This window comes from Aestuariicoccus sp. MJ-SS9 (genome assembly GCF_032586235.1).
Classification (GTDB): Bacteria; Pseudomonadota; Alphaproteobacteria; order Rhodobacterales; family Rhodobacteraceae; genus Aestuariicoccus.
The window spans coordinates 1-21,754 of the sequence record NZ_JAWHTD010000044.1; the positions used below are offsets into that span (position 1 = coordinate 1).

Sequence of the window (21,754 nt, forward strand, 5' to 3'; positions counted from 1 at the left end):
GCACCGTGATCCGATGCACCCCATCCCGCTTGAACCCGTCGCTGTAGTTGCCTGTCCCCATGTCGGCCTCCTCGCCTTAAAGTTAGGGGGCAAAGCATCTACAAATCTAGGGGCACCTCAGAGGGGCATCACGCGTAAGACCCGCAAGCATTTCTCGGCCGAGGGGAAGATCGGGATCGTCCTGGCTGGCCTGCAGGGCGAGGAGAGCATTTCTGCCCTGTTCCGTCGCGAGGGGATTGCCGGGAGCCTGCACTATTCCCGGTCGAAGGAGTTCCTGGAAGCCGGAGAGGCCCGGCTGTCGGGCGACACCTCTCGGCAGGCGGCAGCGCCCGAGGTGAAGGAGCTGCGGTCGGCGTCCGCCGCGCGGAAGAAGGTGGTCGCCGAACCGACGCTCGAGACCGTTCGGGCGGGCAAAGCGTCCACTGGACGCTTTGCTGAACCGCCTCACCTCAAAAAAAGCATGATCGGGGAGTGGGAGTCCGACGCATGAGATACTCCGCCTCCGAGAAGCTGGAGATCATCCGCACGGTCGAGGCGTCACATCTGCCGACGCGGCAAACCCTGAATGCTCGGCATTCCCGGCAGCACCTACGACGACTGGTACGCGCGCTGGAGTGATGGCGGCCTCGATGCCCTGGCCGTTCGCTCACCACGGCCTGCGTCGGTCTGGAACCGCATCCCGGACATAATGCGCGAAGATGTCGCCGATTTCGCCCTGGAACACGAGGTCCTGACGCCGCGCGAACTGGCGGTCGAATACACCGATGAGAAGCGGTGCTTCGTCTCGGAATCCTCCGTGTATCGCATCCTCAGCGCCGAGAATCCGATCACGGCGCCAGCCCATGTGGTCATAAAGGCGGCCGATGAGTTCCGGGATAAGACCACACGCCCGAACGAGCTCCGGCAGACGGGCTTTACGTACCTGAAGGTGATCGGCCGGGGTTGGTTCTACCCGTCCGCGATCACAGCCGAAACTTCATCGCCTGGACGCTCTGCACCACGATGAAGGCCGGGGACACGTCACCGACACGCTGGACCTCGCGCCGCAGGCCTCAGGCTGCGATCAGGCAACGGTCGTACACAAGCCCCGGCTGCTCAGTGACAACGGCTCGTCTTACGTCGCGTCCGATCTGGCCGATTATCCTGAGGACAAGGGCATGGACCATGGTCGCGGCGCCCCGCATCACCCGCAGACCCGGGGCAAGATCGAGCGCCGGCACCAGACCGTGAGGAACCGGGTTCTGCTGGAAAACCACTTCCTGCCCGGCGCCCTGGAACGCCAGATCGGCGCCTTCGTCGATCGCCACAACAACGCTACCACGAGAGCCCGAGCAATCCGACGCCCGCCGACGTCTACCACGGACGGGGCGCGAGAACCCTGAAGACGACAGAGGAGATCGAGGTCCGCAGGACGAGAACCCGAAAACGCCGGTCCCAGCACCAGACCGCGGCCGCCTAAAAACAGAAACCGAACCAGAGCCTCCGTTACAAAATCGCCTCAGCATTCCGGAAACATCTGACGACGGACAGCCGGAGGACAAGCCAAAGACCGCCCCCGAGCTGAAACCCGAGGCGAGATCAGCCGGGACAACCTTCACAAAAGTGATCGACCAAAAGGTGCAGAACCGGGCAGCGGGCCGGGACGCCAAGACGATACCCGACCGAACCGTTGGGAAGTACAGGCTCTCGTGTCGGGAACTTGCGGACCACCGCAAGAGCGGCGTGATAGACACGCTAAGGGCGCAAGAACTGGACGCGTGGAAGCGGGCGCTCTTTGAGAAAGGGGCGCTGTCCAGTCTCCATGACCACGTGAGACGACATGATATCGGGTTTTGATGCCGTCCAGCGGCACAGGTCTTATTTGAACCGCACTGGCCTGCGACCGGCAGCCCATCCCGATGGTGTTGGCAGAAACGACCGGTCACCGCGCCGGTCGCGGTCGAAGGGCACGCGGCGGCTTGGCCGTCGGACGGGGCGCTCGTATACTCTGGCGGCATGGGTCAGATCACTTCGCTCTTTGCACGCAAGATGGTTGCGGCGGCCGGGGACCGGGTCAATGCCGCGGCGCTGCTGCGCGCGGCCGGGCTGGACCCGGCGGGCGCCTGGGATCCCAAGGTCATGATCCCCGACACAACCTATTACGCGCTGCTCGAACGGATCGTCGAGACGACGGACGCGACCGCGCTTCCGATCCAGGTCGGGGCCTCGATGCGGTGCGACGAATATGGCGCGCTGGGGCTCGCGTGGAAGGCCGCGCCCGATCTGAGCGGCTCTTTCGCGCGGGTCGAACGGTACGCCCGGCTCTGGACCAGCGTCGTCGAATACGAGCTGCGCCCCGATCCGCGCGGCCTGCTTTTTATCCTGCACCGCGCGGGCGAGCGGCGGCTGGGCATGCGGCTGTCGAACGAGGCGACGCTCGCCAGCGCCGTGTCTCTGGCCCGGCAGGTCAGCCCCGAGCCCTTCGCGCCGCTTGAGGTTCTGATCCGCCATGACGCGCCGAAAACAAAGGGCGCGCATGAGGAATGGTTCGGCTGCCCGGTGCGGTTCGGGGCCGACCTTGACGCGCTTTTGATCGCGCCCGAGACATTGGAACGCCCCAACCTGCTGGGCGACGAGGGGATCACCCGGTTTCTGGTCGCGCATCTGGATGCCGAGCTTTCCGAGATCGCCCCCGACGCCACGCTGGTGGCACAGGCCCGCGACGCGATCGCCCGGGCGCTGAGCGAGGGTTTGCCCAGAATGGCCGATATCGCCCGCGGCCTTGGGCTGAGCGCGCGGTCCTTTCACCGCCGGCTTTCGGAACATGGGATGAGTTTTCAGACCCTGACCGAAGAGACCCGGCGCGACCTGGCCCAGGGGCTCTTGCGCGACGAGCGTTATTCGCTGGCCGAGATCGCCTTTCTGACCGGCTTTTCCGAGCAAAGTTCGTTCACCCGCGCCTTCAAGCGCTGGGTCGGACGCACCCCCGCCAGCTATCGCAAGGACCGGGCCGCCCCCTGAGCGCGTTTTGGCGGCGAGGGTCAAAACGGTGGCACGGCCGGTCAATACCGGCGGCCGTCCCAGCGCCTATCCCTTGGCCACCATTTCACACCAAGGGAGACACCCCATGCAAAACGACCCCATTCTCGTCATCGGCTCGACCGGCAAGACCGGATCGCGCGTCGCCGCCCAGCTCGAGACGCTTGGCCATAATGTCCGCCACGGCGCGCGCCGCTCGGCCACGCCCTTCGACTGGGAGGCGCCGGAAACCTGGGCCCCCGCGCTGGCGGGCGTCCGCGCCGCCTATGTCACATATTTCCCCGACCTGGCCTTCCCCGGTGCGGTCGAAAAGCTGGAACGCCTCTGCGCCACCGCCAAGGCGGCGGGCGTCGGGCATCTGGTCCTGCTCTCGGGCCGGGGCGAGCATCACGCCAAGCTGGGCGAGGCCGTGGTCCGCCGTTCGGGCGTGGATTTCACCATCGTCCGGGCGGCGTGGTTCGCGCAGAACTTCTCTGAAGGTTATCTGCGCGACCCGATCCTCGGCGGCGTGCTGCCCATGCCCGGCGGCATGATCGCCGAGCCCATCATCGACATCGACGATATCGCCGATGTGGTGGTGGCCGCGCTGACCGAAGAGGGCCACAAGGGCGAACTCTACGAGGTGACGGGCCCGCGGCTGATGACCTTTGCGGACATGGCCGGCGAACTGACCGCCGCGCTTGGCCGCCCGATACGGCACATCCCGATCACGTTCGAGGACTTCCACGCCGAGATCGCGAAGGCCGGCGGCGATTTCGTGGCCGATGTCTTTACCGCCATCGCGCGCGAGACGCTGGACGGGCGCAACGCCCATGTCTGCGACGGCGTGCAGCGCGCGCTTGGCCGCCCGCCTCGGGATTTCGCCGATTTCGCCGCTGCCGCCGCGCAGGCGGGCACATGGCCGGATGCGGCCTGAGCACGGAAAGGAAACGACATGAAACTTACCCGATTTGAAAAGCTGGCCCTCGGGCTTTCGGGCGTCACGGCGCTTGGCATCGGCGGCTTTATCCTGACCGCGCCGCTGGCGTTCTACGCAAGCTACGGCATCGCGCTCGGCCCCGACCCCGATCTGTTGAGCGAGTTGCGCGCCCCGGGCGCCGGTCTGGCCGCGTTCGGCCTGATCATGCTGGCCGGGATCGTGAACGGCGCCCTGCGCCCGGCGTCCATCGTGGCGGCGCTGACCGTGTTCCTGGCCTTCCCCGCCGGGCGGCTGGTCGGGCTGGTCGCCGATGGCGTGCCGTCGGGCGGGATCCTCGGCGCGCTGGGGATCGAACTGGCGATTGCGGCGCTCTGCATTGTGGCGTTCCGCCGCCGTCTTCGGCCTGCCGCGCCTGCCACGGGCGGCAACCGCGTCTCTGCCGTCTGACCTTGAACCGCCGGGCGGGAGGGCAGCAGCCCCCCTGCCCGGCTCATCATCTCTCAGGAGCTATCCAAGATGTCACCGTTCTTCCTTCTCCTCATAAACCTCTCGGTTCTGGCTTACGGCCTGCTTGCGGGCGTCTTCCTGGCCTTTTCGGATTTCATCATGCGGTCGTTGTCGCGGACCGGCGAAACCGGAGGCGTGGCGGCCATGCAGGCGATCAACCGCGAGGTCTTTCGCTGGGTCTTCATGGCCCTGTTCCTCGGCATGTCGCCGGTGTCGCTGCTGATCGCGGGCTATGCGGCCATGACGTTGGGCAGCGCGGGCGGAACGCCCATCGCTTTGGCGGGGCTGGTCTATCTGGTGGGCTGCTTCGGGGTCACGGTCTTCTTCAACGTGCCGATGAACGAGGCACTGGCCGGGATGGACCCGTCCTCGGGCACCGCGCGCGCCTATTGGAACGAGACCTATCTGCCCAGATGGACCTTCTGGAACAGCCTCCGCGCCACGGCATGTGCCCTCTCAGCTGTGCTGTTGCTCTTTGGGCTGTCGCAAATGGCCGGGGCCGATGGATGATCGCGGGGCGCTCGGTCTTCAGAGCGCCCCCACGTCACAGATCGCTCTCGCGCACGTCCAGCGCGTCGCGCAGGGCGTCGCCGATGAAGTTGATCGACAGCACCACCAGCATGATCGCCAGTCCGGGGAAGATGCCCAGCCACCACGCGCGGCTGATGAAACTGCGCCCGTCTGACAGGATCAGCCCCCAGGTGGGGGTGTCGGCGCTGACGCCAAGGCCCAGAAAGGACAGCGACGCCTCGCCCAGGATCGCGTAGGACACCGACACCGTCGCCTGCACAATGATCGGCGCCATGGCGTTGGGCAGGATGTGGCGCAGCATGATCCGGGCGTCGGAAAAGCCCTGCACCCGGGCGGCGTCGACGAATTGCTCTTGCTTCAGCGTCAGCACCATCGACCGCGCGATGCGGGCGAAATCGTCGAGGAAAGCCAGCGCGATTGCCACGATCACGTTCAGCAGGCCGGTGCCGAAGACCGCCACCAGATAGACCGCGATGATGAAGTTCGGGAACGCCCATTGCAGGTCGATATAGCGCATGATGATCATGTCGATCCACCCGCCGTAATAGCCCGCCAGCACCCCCAGCAGCACGCCGAAGACCAGCGACAGCGTCACCGTCGCGACGCCCACGAAAAGCGAGATCTGGGTCCCCCAGACGATGCGCGAGAAAAGATCGCGCCCCAGATCGTCGGTGCCCAGCAGATGCGACCCGGACGGTGCGCCCATCATGTCCAGCGTCATCTCGTTGGGGTCATAGGGCGCGATCAGCGGGGCCAGCAGCGCCGCCAGCACGAATAGCCCCAGCACGACGACGCCGAACTGCGCCTTGCGGTCCTTCGAGAAAACCGCGCGAAAGCGGGACCGCCGCTTGGCGACGGCGGGAATGTCTACGGAATCGAGGCTTGCGTCGCTCATCAGGAATACCGGATCCGGGGGTCGATCACCGCGTAAAGCAGGTCGACGACTAGGTTGGAAAGCACGAAGAAGGCCGACACCAGCAACACCGCGCCTTGCACCACCGGGTAGTCGCGGTTCTGGATGCCCTGGATCAGCACCCGGCCGAGCCCCTTGATGGAAAAGACGTTCTCGACCACCACGGCGCCCGAGATCAGCAACGCAAAGGCGATGCCGATCACGGTGATCACCGGGATAAGCGCGTTGGGCAGCGCGTGGCGGATCAGAATGACGCGCTGCGTCAGCCCCTTCGAGGCCGCGGTGCGCATGTAATCGGCCTGCAAGACCTCGAGCATCGACGACCGGATCATCCGCGCGATGATCGCCGAAAAGCCCGTGCCGATGGCGATGGCAGGCAGGATGAGGTGGCTCAGCCACTCCCAGAAACCGGCCGACAGCGGCTGATAGCCGATGGCAGGCAGCCATTGCAGGTTGGCCGCGAAGATGATGATCAGCAGGATCGCCAGCCAGAAATCCGGCATCGACAGACCCAGGAAGGCGAAAAGCGACACCGAGGTATCGGCGGCGGTGTTCTTGCGCGTGGCCGAGATGATCCCGGCGGGCACGGCAATGACAATGGCGATGATGAAGGACAAAAAGGCCAGCGACAGGGTCTTGGGCAGGGCGGTCAGAAGGATGTCGCTCACCGGTTGGTTCGAGCCGTAGATCGACGCGCCGAAATCGCCGTGCAGGATGCCCGCGAACCACTTGAAGAACTGAATGATCAGCGGCTGGTCGAGCCCCAGCCGGCGGATCATCGCCTCACGCGTGGCGGCGTCGCCCGCATCGGCCAGCATCGCGGCGATGGGGTCGCCCGGCACGAGCCGGATCATGAAGAAGACCAGCGTCGAGACCGCCAGCATCACCAGAACGGCGCCGATCAGGCGGCGCAGAAGATATGTTGCCATTGCCGATGCGCGGGCAGGCCTCGGGGGCCCGCCCGCCCTTTCTGGATGATTACGACAGGGTCATACGGTCAAAGTCGTGCAGACCCGGGATGCGGCTCTCGGTCGGCACGTTGACCCGGTTCGAGTGCACCAGGATGTCGACCGGGTGGTAGAGGAAGCCGCAGCACACCTTGTCAGAGGTAAGCTTGTTGGCCTGCTGCACCAGCGCGCGGCGCGCCTCTGGGTCCGCGGTGACCGACTGCTCTACCGACAATGCGTCGACCTCGGCTTCCGAGAAGAAGCCGAACGGCATCTCTGCGGTGTCGCGGAACGGCCCGTTGAACTTGGACGAGGTCATCATCCAGTCGATCAGCCCGTCGTCGGGGTCGTAATCGCCGCCCGAGCCGCCGAGACGCAGGTCGAAGTCCATCTTGTTGAACTCCTCGATCCCGACCGAGAATTCCTTGGGATCGACCTCGACACTGATGCCCAGCACCTGCTTGTAGATGTTGGCCACCACGAGCCCCGCGCGGCGGGTGTTCGGCGTGGTCTGCAGCCGCAGCGTCGGGAAGCCTTCGCCGCCGGGGAAGCCCGCCTCGGCCAGCAGCGCCTGCGCGCCCTCGGGGTCGAAGGCCTGCTCGGATGTCTCGGCCAGACCATTGTCGTAGTAAAAGCCCATGGCGGCGTTGATCGACCCGTAGGCCGGGATGCCGTTGCCAAAGAGCGCCTGCTGCACGAAGAGGTCGCGGTCGAGCGCCTTGGCCAGCGCCAGACGCACCTTGAAACCGTTCTCCTGCTTGAGCTCGTCAAGCGGCTTGTTGAAATCGGCGACCTGCATCGGTTCGACCCAGGGGTTCATCCAGATCGACTGGAAACCCGGGCCGGGCTTGATGTCGACGGTGAGGTCCGAGTTCGACTTGAACCGGTCGACCAGTTCGCCCGGCAGCGGGTTGCCGCCGATGTAGTCGACATCGCCCGCCTCGATCGCGGCGGCCAGCGGTTCGGTGCCGTCCACCGGCTGGATAATCACGCCGTCGAGCTTGGGACGCTCGGGGTCGAAATAGTTCTCGAACTTCTCCAGAACCACGCGGCCGCCAAGCTCGTGCTCGGTGATGCGGAACGGCCCGGTGCCCACGGGCGTGAGACCGTATTGCGCAAGCCCCATCTCTTCCAGCGCCCCGCGCGAGACGATGGTCATCGCACGGCCCGAGGCGCGCTCGAGCGCCTTGGTCAGGAACGACGCCTGCGGCGCCTTGAGCGTAAAGCGTACCTCGAGATCGTTGAGCTTTTCGACGTTCGCCACGTTGGCGATCACCGAGGAATGCCGCGACTGATCGGGGTCGGACGAACGGTTGTAGGTAAAGATCACGTCGTCGGCGTTGCAGACGTCGCCATTGTGGAAGGTCAGCCCGTCGCGCATCTTGATGGTGTAGACCAGACCGTCCTCGGACACGTCCCAGCTTTCGGCCAGGTCGCCCTCGGCCACCAGATCGTTGTTGATGTGCATCAGGCCCGACAGCACGTTCGAGGTGATCTGGAACTGCAGCACCTGGCCGATCTGCGCAGGGTCAAGCGTGGTGATCTCGGCCACCCCGGCCCATGCGGCGTTGAGAATGCCGCCGCCGTGCGCCGCCGCCATCGCCGGTTTGGGCCGCAGCCCGGGCAGCACCTGCGCCATGGTCAGCGCGCCCCCGGCGGCCAGCAGGCGCAGCGTCGCGCGGCGCGAGATCTTGTTGCCGCGCATGTCGTCGCGGCTGAGACCAAACATGGGATCGCGCGGATCGAAATCGTAGGCGTCGCGCAATTCTTGCTGCGCACGCTTCATCAGGTCGTCATTCTTCATGGTCTACCCCTCTAGTCAGACTTCGGTCGGTTTTCGGATACTCGTCACCTCATTCACGCAATTTCTGCCGTTTTCCCGGTTTCCTGTTCCAAGGCGAAACACGCCGCCGCGTGATGCCCGCCCAGCCGGGACGTGCGCGGTACTTCTTGGCGGCAGCGGTCCATCGCGATGGGACATCTGGTATGAAACACGCAACCCGGCGGCGGGTTGAGCGGGCTCGGGATCTCGCCTTTCAGCGCCACATGGTCGCGCGCCTCTTCGCCGTCGGGATCGGGCGCGGGCACGGCGTCGATCAGGGCGCGGGTGTAGGGATGGCGCGGATTGTCGAACAGCTCTTCCGAGGTGCCCGTCTCCATGATCCGGCCCAGGTACATCACCGCGATCCGGTCGCAGAGATGCCGGACCACAGACAGATCGTGTCCGATGAAAAGATAGGTCAGCCCGAATTCCGCCCGCAACTCTTCCAGCAAGTTGATGATCTGCGCCTGGATCGACACGTCGAGCGCGCTGACCGCCTCGTCGCAGACGATAAGGTCGGGCTCGAGCGCAAGCGCGCGGGCGATGCCGACCCGCTGGCGCTGTCCGCCCGACATCTCGTGCGGGTAAAGTTCGGCAAAGCGCGGGGCCAGGCCGCAGATCGACAGCAGCTCCGCCACCCGCGCGCCGATATCGCCGGGATAGCTGTGCACCTTCAGCACCTCGGCCAGGATCTGACCGGTTTTCATCCGCGGATTGAGCGACGAGAAAGGATCCTGAAAGATCGCCGCAACCCGTCTGCGGTATGGCGCCAGCGCCTTGCCGTGCATTTCGCCGACATTCTCGCCATCGAACCAGATCGCCCCCGAGGTCGGATCGACCAGCCGCAGGACGGCGCGGGCCAGCGTGGTCTTGCCGCAGCCGGATTCGCCCACCAGCCCGAAGGCCTCGCCCTTGTTGAGCGTCAGCGACACGTTCTCGACCGCCCGGACCTCGCCCACCTGTTTCTGCAAGAGCCCTTTCCGGATCGGAAAATGGACAGAGACGCCTTCGATCCGCAGCAGGGGTCCCATCAGACGGCTTCCTTCTGGTCGGTTTCAAGCGGGAAATGGCAGGCCACGCCGCCTTCGAACGGCGGCGGCGTCTGGCGGCAGATCGCCTGAGCGTAGGGGCAGCGCGGATGGAAGCGGCAGCCGGCAATCGTGGTGAACGGATCGGCGGGATTGCCGCGAATGGGCTTCAGCGGCACGCTGCGATCCTGATCCAGCCGCGGCACCGATTGCAGCAGCCCCTCGGTATAGGGATGGCGCGGCGCGGCATAGATGTCACGGGCGCGGCCGGTCTCGACGATGCGTCCGCCGTACATCACGTTCACGCGGTCGGCATAGCGCGCGACAATCCCCAGATTGTGGGTGATCAGGATCAGCGCCGTGCCGTGATCGCGGCAGATCCGCGCCATCAGATCGAGGATCTGCGCCTGGATCGTCACGTCGAGCGCCGTCGTCGGCTCGTCCGCGATGATCAGCTTGGGATCGGCGGCCAGCGCGATGGCGATCATCACGCGCTGCCGCATCCCGCCCGAGAAATGGTGCGGATATTGCTTCAGCCGCCGCTCGGCATCCGCTACGCCGACCTCCTGCAGCAGCGACACCGCCCGCGCCCGCGCGTCGGCGCGCGACAGGCCCAGGTTCTCTTCGATGCTTTCCATGATCTGCGCGCCGATGCTGCGCAACGGGTTGAGCGAGGTCATGGGTTCCTGAAACACCATCGAGATATCGCGCCCGCGGATTTTGCGCATGCCCTCGTCATCCAGCGCCAGCAGGTCCTGCCCGTCAAAGCGGATGCTGCCCGACGTGACCCTGAGGGCCTTGGCCAAAAGCCCCATCACCGCCAGCGACGACACCGACTTGCCCGACCCGCTTTCGCCCACCAGCGCCAGCGTTTCGCCCCGATCCACCGAATAGGAGATTCCGTTCACCAGGGGCGTTTCCACGCCTTCCTGCGAGACGCAGACACTGAGATTTTCGATGTCGAGCAGCGACATGTGCGGTTACGCCCTTGGTGGCATCAGCTTGGCGAGCGACGTAACCTTCCACTCCGGGAGAGGCGAGATTTGCCGCGCCATATAATTTCTTGCCTCCCGTGTACAGCGTAACAAATAGACGAATACCCGGATGTTTCCACACTTTTGATCATTTTCTGTGCAATCCGGCGACAAAATTCTGAATTCAGACCGCCGTTCCCGGCCAGATCTGGACCTCGCGGGGAACACGGCGCATGCGTCTGCCGGATCACCGGCAACCAGGAACAGCGCCCCGCCGCGCTGCGCGAAAGGAGACAAATGACCTATTCCATCGTGGCAAGAGACCCCGAAACAGGCGAGTTCGGCATCGCCGTCGCCAGCCGCTTTTTCGCCTGCGGATCGCTGGTGCCGAACGTCTGCGCCACCGCAGCCTTCGCCAGCCAAGCCTTCGTCAGCCCGCTTTGGGGCATTGAGGGGCTCAAGCGGCTGGCGGATGGCGAGCGGCCCGACGCGATCCTCGCCGATCTGGTCGCCCGCGACGCGGGACAAGCCTCGCGGCAGGCGCATATGATCGCGCCGGACGGCACCGTCGCCCAGCACACCGGCGCCGATTGCGTGCCCTGGGCCGGGCACGCCAAGGCGGAAAACGTATCGGTCGCGGGCAATATGCTGGCCGGTCCCGAGGTGGTCGCCGATACGCTGGCGGCCTGGCTCGACAGTGCCGATCTGCCCTTCGCCGAACGCTTCCTGACGGCGATGGAGGCGGGCGAACGCGCCGGTGGCGACAAGCGCGGCAAGCAGGCGGCGGGGCTGCTGATTCATTCCGGCCAGCCCTACCCGTCGCTCGACCTGCGCGTCGACGACCACAACGATCCGCTGGCCGAGCTGCGCCGCTTGATGGCGGTCACCGAAGAGCGCTATCTGATCTTCCGCACCGCCATGCCTACGGTCGAGAATTTTTCGGGCATGGTCGACCGCACCCCGCTCGACAAGGCGATCGCCGCCAACGAAAAGGAACGCGCCGAGAAAGGGATCGTCTCGCAATCCCTCGCAACGCCGCTGACATAACACCGAAGGACCCGACATGCAGCTTCGCGCCAACCACCATTATCCCTCGCGCCGCTCGCCCATCGTTGCGCGCAACATGGTCTCGACCAGCCAACCGCTCGCGGCGCAGGCTGGGCTTTCGATGCTGATGCGCGGCGGCAACGCGGTGGATGCCGCGATTGCCACCGCCGTGACGCTGACGCTGGTCGAACCGACCGGCAACGGCCTCGGCTCGGACGCCTTCGCGATCCTGTGGGACGGCAAGGAACTGCACGGGCTCAACGCCTCGGGCCGCGCGCCGCAGGGCTGGAGCCGCGAGCGCTTTGCCGGGATGGACGCGATGCCCTTCCGCGGCTGGGACAGCGTGACCGTGCCGGGGGCGGTTTCGGGCTGGGTGGCGATGTCGGAACGGTTCGGCAAGCTGCCCTTCGCGACCCTCTTCGAACCCGCGATCCGCTATGCCGAAGACGGGTTCCCGGTGTCGCCGGTCATCGCGGCGCTCTGGGCGCGCGGGGCCGAGGCGCTGTCGGATCAGCCCGGCTTTGCCCAGAACTTCCTGCCCGACGGCCGCGCGCCCAAGCCCGGAGAGATCTACCGCAACCCTGGCATGGCGCGCACCCTGCGGCTGATCGCCGAGACCAAGGGCAAGGCGTTCTACGAGGGCGAGCTGGCCGAGGCCATCGAGGCCTTCGCCATCGAGCACGGCGCGGCGCTGCGGGTGTCGGACATGGCCGCGCACCAGGCCGATTGGTGCGGCACGATCAGCCAAGGCTTCGACGACGTGACGCTGCACGAGATCCCGCCCAACGGTCAGGGCATCGCCGCGCTGATGGCGCTGGGGATCCTGTCTCACACCAATATCCGCGATCTGGATGCCGACGACCCGCTGGCGGCGCATCTGCAGATCGAGGCGATGAAGCTGGCCCTGAGGGACACCGAAACCTTCGTCGGCGATATCGACTACATGACCCAGATCACCCCCGGCGACATGCTGGATGCGGGTTACCTCGCCGACCGTGCGAAACTGATCGACCCCGCCAAGGCGACCAATTTTGGCGCGGGCGCGCCCAAGCGCGGCGGCACCGTCTACATGACCGCGGCGGACGAAAGCGGCATGATGGTATCGTTCATCCAGTCGAACTATGCCGGCTTTGGCTCGGGCGTGACGGTGCCCGGCACCGGCATCCACCTGCAGAACCGCGGCGCGGGCTTTTCGCTCGACCCCGCCAGCCAGAATGTGATCGCGCCGGGCAAGCGCCCTTTCCACACCATCATCCCCGCCTTCCTGATGCGCGGCGACGCGCCGCTGATGAGCTTTGGCGTCATGGGCGGGCCGATGCAGGCGCAGGGCCATGTGCAAATGACGCTGCGCACCCAGCTTTGGGGTCAGGATCCGCAGATGGCCGCCGACGCGCCGCGCTGGCGGGTCACGCAAGGTCTGGGCGTGGCCTGCGAAACGACATTGGCGTCCGAGACGCTGGAACGGCTGCGTGGCATGGGCCATGACCTGACGCTGGAAGCGCCCGACAACGCCTTCGGCTTCGGCGGCGCGCAATTGATCGCCCGGCTGGACAACGGCGCCTATGCCGCCGGGTCCGAACCGCGCAAGGACGGTCAGGCGGTAGGGTTCTAGGTTCTGGACCCCTTAGCTTGATCGGCGCCCGGGATGCAGGCAACAGCCTGTTTCCCGGTCGGTGCGGCCACGAACCGGGCATTTTCCGCGAAACGGAAACTTCGAACGATTTTTGGCAATACTTGCGCGCTCGTTTCGCGGCATCTAGGGTCACGCTGTTCTCAGGGCGGGGCGAAATTCCCCACCGGCGGTGAGCAATGAACGTTGCAAGCCCGCGAGCGCCTCGGCCTTCTGGCCGAGGGTCAAGCAGATCAGGTGAAATTCCTGAGCCGACGGTGAAAGTCCGGATGGAAGAGAACGTGCTGTCGATGCCCGGCGTTTCGCCGGGCGCGATGCATGTGATCGCCTTGGGTGACGTGTCACTATGAAAGGAGATCACGATGACACACACCCGATACGCCTTTATCAAGGCTGGCTGGCACGCTGATATTGTCGACCGGGCCTTGGAAGGTTTCTTGCAGAAAATACCGAACGACGAGGTCGACGTTTTCGACGTTCCCGGCGCGTTTGAAATGCCTTTGCTCGCGCGCGACCTGGCAAAGTCCGGGCGGTACGATGCGGTTGTCGCCGCGGCGTTCGTTGTGGATGGCGGTATCTACCGGCACGATTTCGTCGCCCAGGCCGTGGTCAACGGCTTGATGCAGGCCGGCCTCGAAAGCGGCGTCCCTGTTCTCTCGGTTTCGCTGACACCGCATCAGTACCAAGAGACCGAGCATCACAACGCGATCTACAGGCAGCATTTCGTCGTTAAAGGACGCGAAGCCGCCGGGGCGGCTCTGCAGCTTACACGATCGCGCAAAGAGCTGGTTGCCTAGGGACTGGACCTTGGGCGGATTGCGGGTTGCCACGGACGCCCAAGCGACCGACACTCTGTCCGCAGCAGCGGACAGAGGAGCGGAGGAAACATGTCGGAGACCAACGAACTGAGGAAAATCCAGGTCCAGGGCGTTCACCACATCACGATCATCGGCGCGGACCGCCAGACGTCGATCGATTTCTGGGAGGGTGTGCTGGGCATGCCCTTCATCTTCGATCAGCCCAATCTCGACGATCCGAACGAGGGCCATCTCTACTTCGATCCGGGCGACGGGCGGCTGATCACGATCTTCACCAACGAAGAGCGCAAGCCCGACAGCACCCCCGTCCCCGAGGCGGCCGGGTCGCTGCACCACCTGGCGCTGAATGTCAGCCAGGCGACCTTCTGGCAGGTGGCCGCACGGCTCGATGCGCGCGGGGTGGCGCATTCCGGCCCGGTGGACCGTGGCTTTATGGATTCGATCTATTTCCGCGATCCGCTGGGGCTGCGGCTGGAGCTGGCCAGCTACCGGTTCGAGCCGCCCGAGGGCTGCCGCCATGCGGATGTGATGATCGAGGCGCACAAGATCCGCGTTGCGCGCGGCCATCACCACATCGACCGCGAGCATCTGGCGGACGCCATCGAACTGCTGGTCGAGCGCAGCCAGAATTCCCTGTCCGGCGACCGATCCGCGCGCAAGGGCTACTAGAGCCCCGGGAAATCCGCATAGACCAGCGCGTGGTCGCTGGCGTGCGGATGCATGCCAGCGGCCGCCCGCGTCATGCCCGAGCGGATGATCTTGGGGCGCACCCGAGGAAAGTCCCGCGCCAGACGCGGGGAAATCAGCAGCCGGTCGGGCCGCGAATGGCGATGGGTGTCGAAAACCTCATAGGTCCAGTCCTCGCCGGGCGTCAGGCGGTCCAGCAGGTCGACGGCGAACCCCTCGGTCAGAGGGGCCAGCGCCGAAGGCGCCGCGCCCCCTGCCCCCGCCGGTTCGTTGAAATCGCCCAGCACGATCCAGCGCGCGGTCTCGGGCGCGGCAAAGTGCGTCTCGACGATGCGGCGCACCCCGCGCGCCTCGGCCTCGCGGACCGCATGGGCCTTGGCCTCATCGGGATAGGGCGCCTTGAAATGGCAGATAAAAATCGCGAAGGCGGCGAAATCGAGCGCGAGGCAATCGCGGCGAAAGAGCCGCCGGTCGCGCAGGTCGGGCGGCAGATCGGTCAGGCCCAGCTCCGCGCCGGTCAGCGCGGCATGGCTTGTCACCGAAACGGGCCGCCGCCGCGACAGCGCCGCCACGTTCAGCCCGCGCCCGTCGTTGCCCGGCAGGCAATAGCGGTGGGGATAGGCGGGTGCCCCGACCTCAGTCAGGAACCGGTCGTGGAAAAAGTCGAGCGATGCCGCGTCGAAGACCTCTTGCAGCGCGACGATATCCGCTTGGGCGTCGCGGATCACCTCGGCGGTTCTGCGCCGGTCGGCGATGTCGCGCGCGGTCGTGGGCGCGGCCCCCGGCACGTCCTGATCCACCGCGCCTTCCAGAACGCGCCGCCCGTCGCGCTGGCGCAGGCGCAGGTTCTGAAGATTAAAGGTCGCGATGCGCATCTTTGCCGGGTCCCGTTGCGGCCATGCCCAGTCTAGCCGAAAACCGGCCCGGCCTGTCCAGACCGCGCTCCCATCGACGCTTCCAAAACCCGCGCCGTTGGCCTCTACTGGGGATAACAGCGAAAGGGGCCGGCCATGAGCAAGATTACCGTCGAAAGCATCCTCGACACGCGCAGCCTGTTGGGCGAGGGCGCGGTTTGGGACAGCGCGGCTCAGGTGCTCTGGTGGGTGGATATTACCGCCGGGCGCATCCACCGTTATGATCCGGCCAGCGGCGAAAACCGCAGCGCCGAGTTCGGCGAGCCGGTGGGCTGCCTCGCCCCGCGTCGGAACGGCGGGCTGGTCGTCGCCGCCAAGTCGGGTTTCTGGACCTTCGATTTCGACACCGGCGCGCGCACGGCCATCGCCGATCCAGAGCCGCACCTGCCCGGAAACCGCTTCAACGACGGCACGACCGACCCGGCGGGCCGGTTCTGGGCCGGAACGATGAAGGACGGCGGCGCACCGGAACGCAGCGGCGCGTTCTACCGGCTCGACCCCGACATGCGCGTGACCTGCTGGAAGGACGGGTTCTGGACCACCAACGGCCTCGCCTTCGCGCCGGACGGCAAGACGATGTACTTCTCCGACAGCAACCCCGCCGTACGCACGATCTGGGCGGCCGATTACGACGCCGAAACCGGCACCCCGCACGCCCCCCGCGTCTTTTTCGACACCAACGCAGTGGCCGGCCGCCCCGATGGCGGCACGGTCGATGCAGAGGGGTGTTACTGGATGGCCGGGGTGTCGGGCGGGCAGGTCTACCGGATCACGCCCGAGGGCAAGCTGGACATGACCATCGACGTGCCGGTGGAAAAGCCCACCAAGCCGATGTTCGGCGGGTCCGATCTGCGGACGCTCTATCTGACCTCCATCGGCGAGGGGTATGACGACGGGCTTTCGGGAAATCTCTTTGCCATCACCGGGCACGGCTGTCAGGGTATCGCGCAATGGCGGTTCGCCGGGTGACCGCGCCGGGCCGCACGGCAAAGACTAAAACGAGGACCACCCGATGAAACGATTGCTGATCACAGGGGCCGCCGGCGGTCTGGGCCACGTCATGCGCGGCAGGCTGGCGCATCTCGCGGACACCCTGCGCCTGTCGGACATCGCCGATCTGGGCGAGGCCGCCCCGAACGAAGAACTGGTGCCCTGCGATCTGGGCGATAAGGCCGCCGTCGAGGCGTTGGTCGCGGGCTGCGACGGGATCGTGCATTTCGGCGGCAAGAGCGTCGAGGGCCCCTGGTCGGTGATTTCGAACGCCAATATCGACGGGGTCTTCAACCTTTACGAGGCGGCGCGCAAGCACGGGATGCCGCGGATCGTCTTCGCCTCGTCCAACCACGCCATCGGTTTTTACAAACAGGACCAGCGGATCGACAACACGGCCCTGCCCCGCCCCGACGGGCTTTACGGCGTGTCCAAGGTCTTTGGCGAGGCGCTGGCCAGCGCCTATCACGACAAGTTCGGCCAGGAGACTGCCATCGTGCGCATCGGGTCGAGCTTTCCCGAACCGCGCGATCACCGGATGCTGTCGACGTGGCTCTCCTACGACGATTTCGTGCGCCTGATCGAACGCATCTTCGACGTGCCGAAACTGGGCTGTCCGATCCTCTACGGCGTGTCCGACAACGCCACGACCTTCTGGGACAATTCGGGCGTGGCCTGGCTGGGCTGGCAACCGCAGGACAGCTCGGAGCCGTTCCGCGCCAAGATCGACGGATCACGGCCAAAGCCCGCCGCCGACGCGCCCGAGGTGGTCTATCAGGGCGGCACGTTCTGCGCCGATACGATCCACGAGGATTAAGCACGGCGCATACGGCATTCAGGAAGGAACAGGGATTTGGACAAACGCAGCCTTGGACAGAGCGGGCCGGAGGTATCGGCCGTCGGCATCGGCGGCATGTCTTTTTCGAACTTCTACGCCAAGACCTCGGAGGCCGAGGCGCATGCGGTTCTGGACGCGGCGCTGGACCTGGGGGTCGATCACATCGACACGGCCAATGTCTACGGCGCGGGCGGGTCGGAATCCGCGATCGGCACGTTTCTGCGACGCTACCGCGGCGGCGGGCAGATCCCCTTTCGCATCGCGACCAAGGCCTCGATCCGCCACGATCTGAACACCGGCGCGCGGAGCTTCGACAATTCCCGGGCCCATCTCGAGGCAGAGCTGGACCACAGCCTGAAGCTGCTCGGGGTCGAGAGGGTGGACCTTTTCTATGTCCACCGCCGCGACACGCGGTTCGAGATCGAAGAGGTGACCGAAACGCTCGCGGGCTTTGTCCGGGCGGGCAAGATCGGCGCCATCGGGTTTTCGGAAATCGCACCCGCGTCGCTGCGCCGGGCCGCAGCGGTGCATCCCGTCGCGGCGGTGCAGTCGGAATATTCGCTGTCGACCCGCGCGCCCGAGCTGGGCCTCGTGCAGGCCTGCGAGGCGTTGGGGACGGCACTGGTCGCCTTTTCGCCCGTGGGCCGGGCGCTTTTGACCGACACGCCGCCGACAAAGGCGCGCGTGGCGCAATCGGGCTTTCTGTCGTCGAACCCGCGGTTTACCGGCGCCAATCTGGCCCGCAACCTCGCCGCGACCGACCCGTTCCGCGCGCTGGCGCGTGACATGGGCGTGGCGGCGGCCTCGCTCGCCATCGCGTGGGTGCTGGCGCAATCGCCCGCCGCAATCGCCATTCCGGGCACGCGCAGCGTGGCGCATCTGCGGGAACTGGCGGCGGGCGGAGCGATGCGGCTGGACCCGGAGGCGATGGCGCGGATCGAGACGTGCCTGCCGGTGGGCTGGGCGCATGGCGCGCGATATTCCGACGCTCAGGCCATCGGGCCGGAACATTATTGCTGACAGCGGGTCGCTCCGCTCGCTACGCCCGCGCCAGCGCGGCGCGCAAGGCGGCCTCGTCCAGCGGCGCGCCCGAGAAGAGCGCCCAGGCGTGCACCCCCTGGTGAAAGAAGAGCTCGTAGCCCGAGAGGATCGTCAGCCCGGCGGCCTCGGCATCCTGCAGGAATTGCGTGTCGACCGGCGTATAGACCGCGTCGAAGGCCCATTGCGCGCCGGTCATGGCCGCGGCCGGCAAGGGCGTGCCGCCGTGGCCCACCATGCCCAGAGGCGTGCCGTTCAAGAGGCCCGTCGCGCCGGTGGCGGCGCGCGCCGCGTCGGTCTTTACGATGACGGGCGTGCCGGGGCTGGCGGCGCGCAGATCGGTGGCCAGCGCCTCGGCCTTGGCGGTGTCGCGGTCGACCAGCCGCAGCTCTTCGGCCCCTAGCGCCACAAGACCGAAGGCCAGCGCCCGCCCCACCCCGCCCGTGCCGATCAGACAGACGGTTCCCGGGGCCTCATCGCCGCGGACCGCGCGGTAGGCTGCGATGAAGCCCGTGTAATCGGTGTTATGCCCCTGCGGCCCCTCGGGCGGGAAGAGCACGGTGTTGACCGCGCCGATGGCGCGCACCAGCGGATCGGCGATGGTGACCTTGGCGGCGGCGCGTTCCTTGTAGGGGTAGGTCACGTTGATCCCGGCGTAACCGCCCCTGGCGCAATCGGCGAAGACCGTGTCGAACTCCTGCCCCAGATCGCGCGGAACCAGCCGGTCGTATTGGACCGTCAAGCCGTTCTGCGCGCCCGCCAGCCGGTGCAGCAGCGGTGCCCGCGACGCGGCGATATTGTCGCCGATCAGCCCGAGATGAAGATCCGGGGGGTTGCTCATGAGACCGCCTTTCCGCTCTGCCCGCCTGTGGGCGCCTTTGCCGCGCCACACCCGCCCAATGTTGTGACGCCCGACATGACCGCGCGGGCCGATCCCCGTCAAGGGGGGCGCAGCCGCCCCAGGCCCGGGAAAGGCGCAGGTGGCGGATCGGCGGGTTCGTACAGGCCCGGCCTGATCCGGCAGTTGATTGCGGGGGGTCTGCTGATACTGTGACGTTCGCGGAACCGCACCCCTCATAGGTCGCGCGACCTGCCGCCTGCCCCATCCTGACGCGCCGGTCACCAATGGCGCGCCCGCAACGTGACGGAGACCCCAACATGCCCAAGACACCTCAGGACCTCCGCTCGGCCCGCTGGTTCGCGCCTGACGATCTGCGCTCGATGGGGCACCGCAGCCGGGCCATGCAGATGGGGCTCGATGGCGCAGATTGGGAAGGCAAGCCGATCATTGCGATCATCAACACCTGGTCGGATCTGTCGCCCTGCCATCACCATCTGCGCGACCGGGCCGAGTTCGTGAAAAAGGGCGTTTACCAGGCGGGCGGGATGCCGGTGGAAATGCCGGTGCATTCGTTCTCAGAGCAGTTCCTGAAGCCGACCTCGATGCTTTACCGCAACATGGGCGCGCTCGAGGTGGAAGAGACGCTGCGCGCCCATCCCGTGGACGGTGCGGTGCTGATGGGCGGCTGCGACAAGTCCACCCCGGCGCTGGTCATGGGCGCCGTCAGCATGGGGCTGCCGTTCATATTCCTGCCCGCCGGCGCGATGCTGCGCGGCAATTACGCGGGGCAAAAGCTGGGCTCGGGCACCGATGTCTGGAAATACTGGGACGAACGGCGCGCGGGCAACATCACCAAGACCGAATGGGAGGGCGTGCAGGGAGGCATCGCGCGCAGCTACGGCACCTGCATGACCATGGGCACCGCCAGCACGATGATGAGCATCGCCGACGGCTGGGGGCTGACGCTGCCGGGCGCCTCGTCGATCCCCGCGCCGGATGCGGGCCACAAGCGCATGGCGGCCGCCTGCGGGCGGCGCATCGTCGACATGGTGTGGGAGGGTCTGACCCCCGGCAAGATCATGACCCGGGAGAGCACGCGCAATGCGGTGACGGTGGCGATGGCCACGGGCTGTTCGACCAACGCGATCATCCACCTGATCGCCATGGCGCGGCGGGCGGGCGTGGACCTGACGCTAGACGATCTGGACGCCATCGGGCGCACCACGCCGGTCATCGCCAATATCCGCCCCTCGGGTTCGGACTATCTGATGGAGGATTTCTATTACGCCGGCGGCCTGCCCGCGCTGATGAAAGAGCTGGGCGACAAGCTGGACCTGTCGGTGATGACAGTGTCGGGGCGGACCATGGGCGAGACCATCGCCCACGCGGTGAATTACAACGACGATGTGATCCGGCCGTTGTCGAACCCGGTTTACCACGAAGGCTCGCTGGCGGTGCTGCGCGGCAACCTCGCGCCCGACGGGGCGGTGATCAAGCCCGCCGCCATGGACCCGCGGTTCCAGACACACCGCGGCCCGGCGATCGTGGCCGACAGCTACGCGGCGCTGAAAAAGATCATCGACGACGAGGATTACCCGATGACGCCCGACCACGTCCTGGTGCTGCGCAACGCCGGGCCGCAGGGCGGGCCGGGGATGCCGGAATGGGGCATGATCCCGATGCCCAAGGCGCTCTTGAAACAGGGCCACCGGGACATGCTGCGGCTGTCGGATGCGCGCATGTCGGGCACGTCCTACGGCGCCTGCGTGCTGCATGTGGCGCCCGAGGCCTATGTCGGCGGCCCGCTTGCGCTGATCGAGACCGGCGACATGATCGAGATCGACATCCCCAACCGCAGGCTCGACGTGGCGCTGACCGATGCCGAGCTGGCCACCCGCCGCGCCCGCTGGACCGCTCCGCCGCCGCGCTATGAACGCGGCTACGGCGTGATGTTCAGCAAGCACGTGGAGCAGGCGGACAAAGGCTGCGACTTCGACTTTCTGCGCACCGATTTCGGCGCCCCGGTTCCCGAACCGGAGATCAACTGATGACCCCGCGCGACGCTCTACCGGGCTTGTCCCGGGACCTCCACCACCCCCGCCGGGAGGCCCCGGATCACGTCCGGGGCCGTGTCGCGCCATGATGCTCCGCCTGACTCGTGCAGCCAGCGCGCCTTGCAGCCGGGTGCGCATGACGCCCGGAATCCTCGACCGATCCGCAAAGGCGCCTGTTTCGGAGGGTGCCGTGCCGAGGGGGGCGCGTCGCCCGCCGCGTGCCGGCGCTGTTCCGCTG

At 66.5% G+C, this 21,754-nt stretch carries 19 protein-coding genes, 1 pseudogene and 1 riboswitch; of the genes and pseudogenes, 13 read left to right on the plus strand and 7 right to left on the minus strand.

Annotated elements, in window-relative coordinates:
- The first annotated feature begins 127 nt into the window (after window positions 1–127).
- From RXV88_RS19625 to RXV88_RS19645, 5 genes and pseudogenes are all read left to right on the plus strand, one after another.
- Window positions 128–1,459: pseudogene (locus RXV88_RS19625) on the plus strand (helix-turn-helix domain-containing protein).
- A gap of 536 nt (window positions 1,460–1,995) precedes the next feature.
- On the plus strand, window positions 1,996–3,000 hold the full coding sequence (locus RXV88_RS19630; protein WP_316295195.1) for an AraC family transcriptional regulator: 1,005 nt from the start codon (window positions 1,996–1,998) through the stop codon (window positions 2,998–3,000).
- A gap of 106 nt (window positions 3,001–3,106) precedes the next feature.
- Window positions 3,107–3,934 carry an NAD(P)H-binding protein gene (locus RXV88_RS19635; RefSeq protein WP_316295196.1) on the plus strand — a complete coding sequence of 276 codons (828 nt, stop codon included), beginning with the start codon at window positions 3,107–3,109 and terminating at the stop codon, window positions 3,932–3,934.
- Between the two features lie 18 nt (window positions 3,935–3,952).
- The gene (locus RXV88_RS19640) at window positions 3,953–4,384 is read left to right on the plus strand and encodes a DUF4345 domain-containing protein (RefSeq protein ID WP_316295197.1); all 432 of its coding nucleotides are present in this window, start codon (window positions 3,953–3,955) and stop codon (window positions 4,382–4,384) included.
- Window positions 4,385–4,453: 69 nt separating this feature from the next.
- Window positions 4,454–4,954: a DUF1772 domain-containing protein gene (locus RXV88_RS19645; protein ID WP_316295198.1), complete on the plus strand. Its 501-nt coding sequence runs from the start codon at window positions 4,454–4,456 to the stop codon at window positions 4,952–4,954.
- A 34-nt stretch (window positions 4,955–4,988) separates the two neighbouring features.
- On the opposite strand, the gene RXV88_RS19650 is transcribed toward RXV88_RS19645, so the two are convergent.
- The 5 genes from RXV88_RS19650 to RXV88_RS19670 are packed head-to-tail and all read right to left on the minus strand — an operon-like array spanning window position 4,989 to window position 10,659.
- Window positions 4,989–5,870, minus strand: coding sequence for an ABC transporter permease (locus tag RXV88_RS19650; protein ID WP_316295199.1), 882 nt, complete (start codon window positions 5,868–5,870; stop codon window positions 4,989–4,991).
- Window positions 5,870–6,817: an ABC transporter permease gene (locus RXV88_RS19655; protein ID WP_316295200.1), complete on the minus strand. Its 948-nt coding sequence runs from the start codon at window positions 6,815–6,817 to the stop codon at window positions 5,870–5,872. The genes RXV88_RS19650 and RXV88_RS19655 overlap by 1 nt, the downstream gene beginning before the upstream one ends.
- A 49-nt stretch (window positions 6,818–6,866) precedes the next feature.
- Window positions 6,867–8,639, minus strand: coding sequence for an ABC transporter substrate-binding protein (locus RXV88_RS19660; protein WP_316295201.1), 1,773 nt, complete (start codon window positions 8,637–8,639; stop codon window positions 6,867–6,869).
- A 53-nt stretch (window positions 8,640–8,692) separates the two neighbouring features.
- Window positions 8,693–9,688 (minus strand): ABC transporter ATP-binding protein, encoded by a 996-nt coding sequence (locus RXV88_RS19665; RefSeq protein ID WP_316295202.1) that lies wholly within the window; start codon window positions 9,686–9,688, stop codon window positions 8,693–8,695.
- Complete coding sequence (locus RXV88_RS19670; RefSeq protein WP_316295203.1) at window positions 9,688–10,659, minus strand: ABC transporter ATP-binding protein; 972 nt, start codon at window positions 10,657–10,659, stop codon at window positions 9,688–9,690. The genes RXV88_RS19665 and RXV88_RS19670 overlap by 1 nt, the downstream gene beginning before the upstream one ends.
- Before the next feature lie 297 nt (window positions 10,660–10,956).
- Between RXV88_RS19670 and RXV88_RS19675 the strand changes: the two genes are divergently transcribed.
- From RXV88_RS19675 to RXV88_RS19690, 4 genes are all read left to right on the plus strand, one after another.
- Window positions 10,957–11,706, plus strand: a complete 750-nt coding sequence (locus RXV88_RS19675) for a DUF1028 domain-containing protein (protein WP_316295204.1) — start codon at window positions 10,957–10,959, stop codon at window positions 11,704–11,706.
- A 16-nt stretch (window positions 11,707–11,722) separates the two neighbouring features.
- On the plus strand, window positions 11,723–13,318 hold the full coding sequence (locus RXV88_RS19680; protein ID WP_316295205.1) for a gamma-glutamyltransferase family protein: 1,596 nt from the start codon (window positions 11,723–11,725) through the stop codon (window positions 13,316–13,318).
- Window positions 13,319–13,471: 153 nt separating this feature from the next.
- A riboswitch (FMN riboswitch) is annotated at window positions 13,472–13,621 on the plus strand.
- 77 nt (window positions 13,622–13,698) lie between these two features.
- Window positions 13,699–14,133 (plus strand): 6,7-dimethyl-8-ribityllumazine synthase, encoded by a 435-nt coding sequence (locus tag RXV88_RS19685; RefSeq protein ID WP_316295206.1) that lies wholly within the window; start codon window positions 13,699–13,701, stop codon window positions 14,131–14,133.
- A 108-nt stretch (window positions 14,134–14,241) separates the two neighbouring features.
- The gene (locus tag RXV88_RS19690) at window positions 14,242–14,823 is read left to right on the plus strand and encodes a VOC family protein (RefSeq protein ID WP_316295220.1); all 582 of its coding nucleotides are present in this window, start codon (window positions 14,242–14,244) and stop codon (window positions 14,821–14,823) included.
- Here the strand turns inward: RXV88_RS19690 and RXV88_RS19695 are convergent.
- A complete protein-coding gene (locus tag RXV88_RS19695) occupies window positions 14,820–15,716 on the minus strand; it encodes an endonuclease/exonuclease/phosphatase family protein (RefSeq protein WP_316295207.1) in 897 nt (298 codons plus the stop codon). The genes RXV88_RS19690 and RXV88_RS19695 overlap by 4 nt on opposite strands.
- 135 nt (window positions 15,717–15,851) lie before the next feature.
- On the opposite strand from RXV88_RS19695, the gene RXV88_RS19700 reads away from it, so the two are divergent.
- The 3 genes from RXV88_RS19700 to RXV88_RS19710 are packed head-to-tail and all read left to right on the plus strand — an operon-like array spanning window position 15,852 to window position 18,603.
- Complete coding sequence (locus RXV88_RS19700) at window positions 15,852–16,724, plus strand: SMP-30/gluconolactonase/LRE family protein (RefSeq protein WP_316295208.1); 873 nt, start codon at window positions 15,852–15,854, stop codon at window positions 16,722–16,724.
- A gap of 43 nt (window positions 16,725–16,767) precedes the next feature.
- Window positions 16,768–17,562, plus strand: coding sequence for an NAD(P)-dependent oxidoreductase (locus RXV88_RS19705; protein ID WP_316295209.1), 795 nt, complete (start codon window positions 16,768–16,770; stop codon window positions 17,560–17,562).
- A gap of 36 nt (window positions 17,563–17,598) precedes the next feature.
- Window positions 17,599–18,603: an aldo/keto reductase gene (locus RXV88_RS19710; protein WP_316295210.1), complete on the plus strand. Its 1,005-nt coding sequence runs from the start codon at window positions 17,599–17,601 to the stop codon at window positions 18,601–18,603.
- A gap of 19 nt (window positions 18,604–18,622) precedes the next feature.
- Here the strand turns inward: RXV88_RS19710 and RXV88_RS19715 are convergent, their stop codons facing one another.
- Window positions 18,623–19,462, minus strand: coding sequence for a shikimate dehydrogenase family protein (locus RXV88_RS19715; protein WP_316295211.1), 840 nt, complete (start codon window positions 19,460–19,462; stop codon window positions 18,623–18,625).
- A gap of 317 nt (window positions 19,463–19,779) precedes the next feature.
- On the opposite strand from RXV88_RS19715, the gene araD reads away from it, so the two are divergent.
- Window positions 19,780–21,510 (plus strand): L-arabinonate dehydratase, encoded by a 1,731-nt coding sequence (gene araD / locus RXV88_RS19720; protein WP_316295212.1) that lies wholly within the window; start codon window positions 19,780–19,782, stop codon window positions 21,508–21,510.
- Window positions 21,511–21,754 lie beyond the last annotated feature (244 nt).

What these genes read in the sequence shown, in the direction of transcription:
- RXV88_RS19630 (WP_316295195.1), top strand. Translation starts at nt 1,996, where the DNA reads ATGGGTCAGATCACTTCGCTCTTTGCACGCAAGATGGTTGCGGCGGCC.
- RXV88_RS19635 (WP_316295196.1), top strand. Translation starts at nt 3,107, where the DNA reads ATGCAAAACGACCCCATTCTCGTCATCGGCTCGACCGGCAAGACCGGA.
- RXV88_RS19640 (WP_316295197.1), top strand. Translation starts at nt 3,953, where the DNA reads ATGAAACTTACCCGATTTGAAAAGCTGGCCCTCGGGCTTTCGGGCGTC.
- RXV88_RS19645 (WP_316295198.1), top strand. Translation starts at nt 4,454, where the DNA reads ATGTCACCGTTCTTCCTTCTCCTCATAAACCTCTCGGTTCTGGCTTAC.
- RXV88_RS19650 (WP_316295199.1), bottom strand. Translation starts at nt 5,870, where the DNA reads ATGAGCGACGCAAGCCTCGATTCCGTAGACATTCCCGCCGTCGCCAAG.
- RXV88_RS19655 (WP_316295200.1), bottom strand. Translation starts at nt 6,817, where the DNA reads ATGGCAACATATCTTCTGCGCCGCCTGATCGGCGCCGTTCTGGTGATG.
- RXV88_RS19660 (WP_316295201.1), bottom strand. Translation starts at nt 8,639, where the DNA reads ATGAAGAATGACGACCTGATGAAGCGTGCGCAGCAAGAATTGCGCGAC.
- RXV88_RS19665 (WP_316295202.1), bottom strand. Translation starts at nt 9,688, where the DNA reads ATGGGACCCCTGCTGCGGATCGAAGGCGTCTCTGTCCATTTTCCGATC.
- RXV88_RS19670 (WP_316295203.1), bottom strand. Translation starts at nt 10,659, where the DNA reads ATGTCGCTGCTCGACATCGAAAATCTCAGTGTCTGCGTCTCGCAGGAA.
- RXV88_RS19675 (WP_316295204.1), top strand. Translation starts at nt 10,957, where the DNA reads ATGACCTATTCCATCGTGGCAAGAGACCCCGAAACAGGCGAGTTCGGC.
- RXV88_RS19680 (WP_316295205.1), top strand. Translation starts at nt 11,723, where the DNA reads ATGCAGCTTCGCGCCAACCACCATTATCCCTCGCGCCGCTCGCCCATC.
- RXV88_RS19685 (WP_316295206.1), top strand. Translation starts at nt 13,699, where the DNA reads ATGACACACACCCGATACGCCTTTATCAAGGCTGGCTGGCACGCTGAT.
- RXV88_RS19695 (WP_316295207.1), bottom strand. Translation starts at nt 15,716, where the DNA reads ATGCGCATCGCGACCTTTAATCTTCAGAACCTGCGCCTGCGCCAGCGC.
- RXV88_RS19700 (WP_316295208.1), top strand. Translation starts at nt 15,852, where the DNA reads ATGAGCAAGATTACCGTCGAAAGCATCCTCGACACGCGCAGCCTGTTG.
- RXV88_RS19705 (WP_316295209.1), top strand. Translation starts at nt 16,768, where the DNA reads ATGAAACGATTGCTGATCACAGGGGCCGCCGGCGGTCTGGGCCACGTC.
- RXV88_RS19715 (WP_316295211.1), bottom strand. Translation starts at nt 19,462, where the DNA reads ATGAGCAACCCCCCGGATCTTCATCTCGGGCTGATCGGCGACAATATC.
- araD (WP_316295212.1), top strand. Translation starts at nt 19,780, where the DNA reads ATGCCCAAGACACCTCAGGACCTCCGCTCGGCCCGCTGGTTCGCGCCT.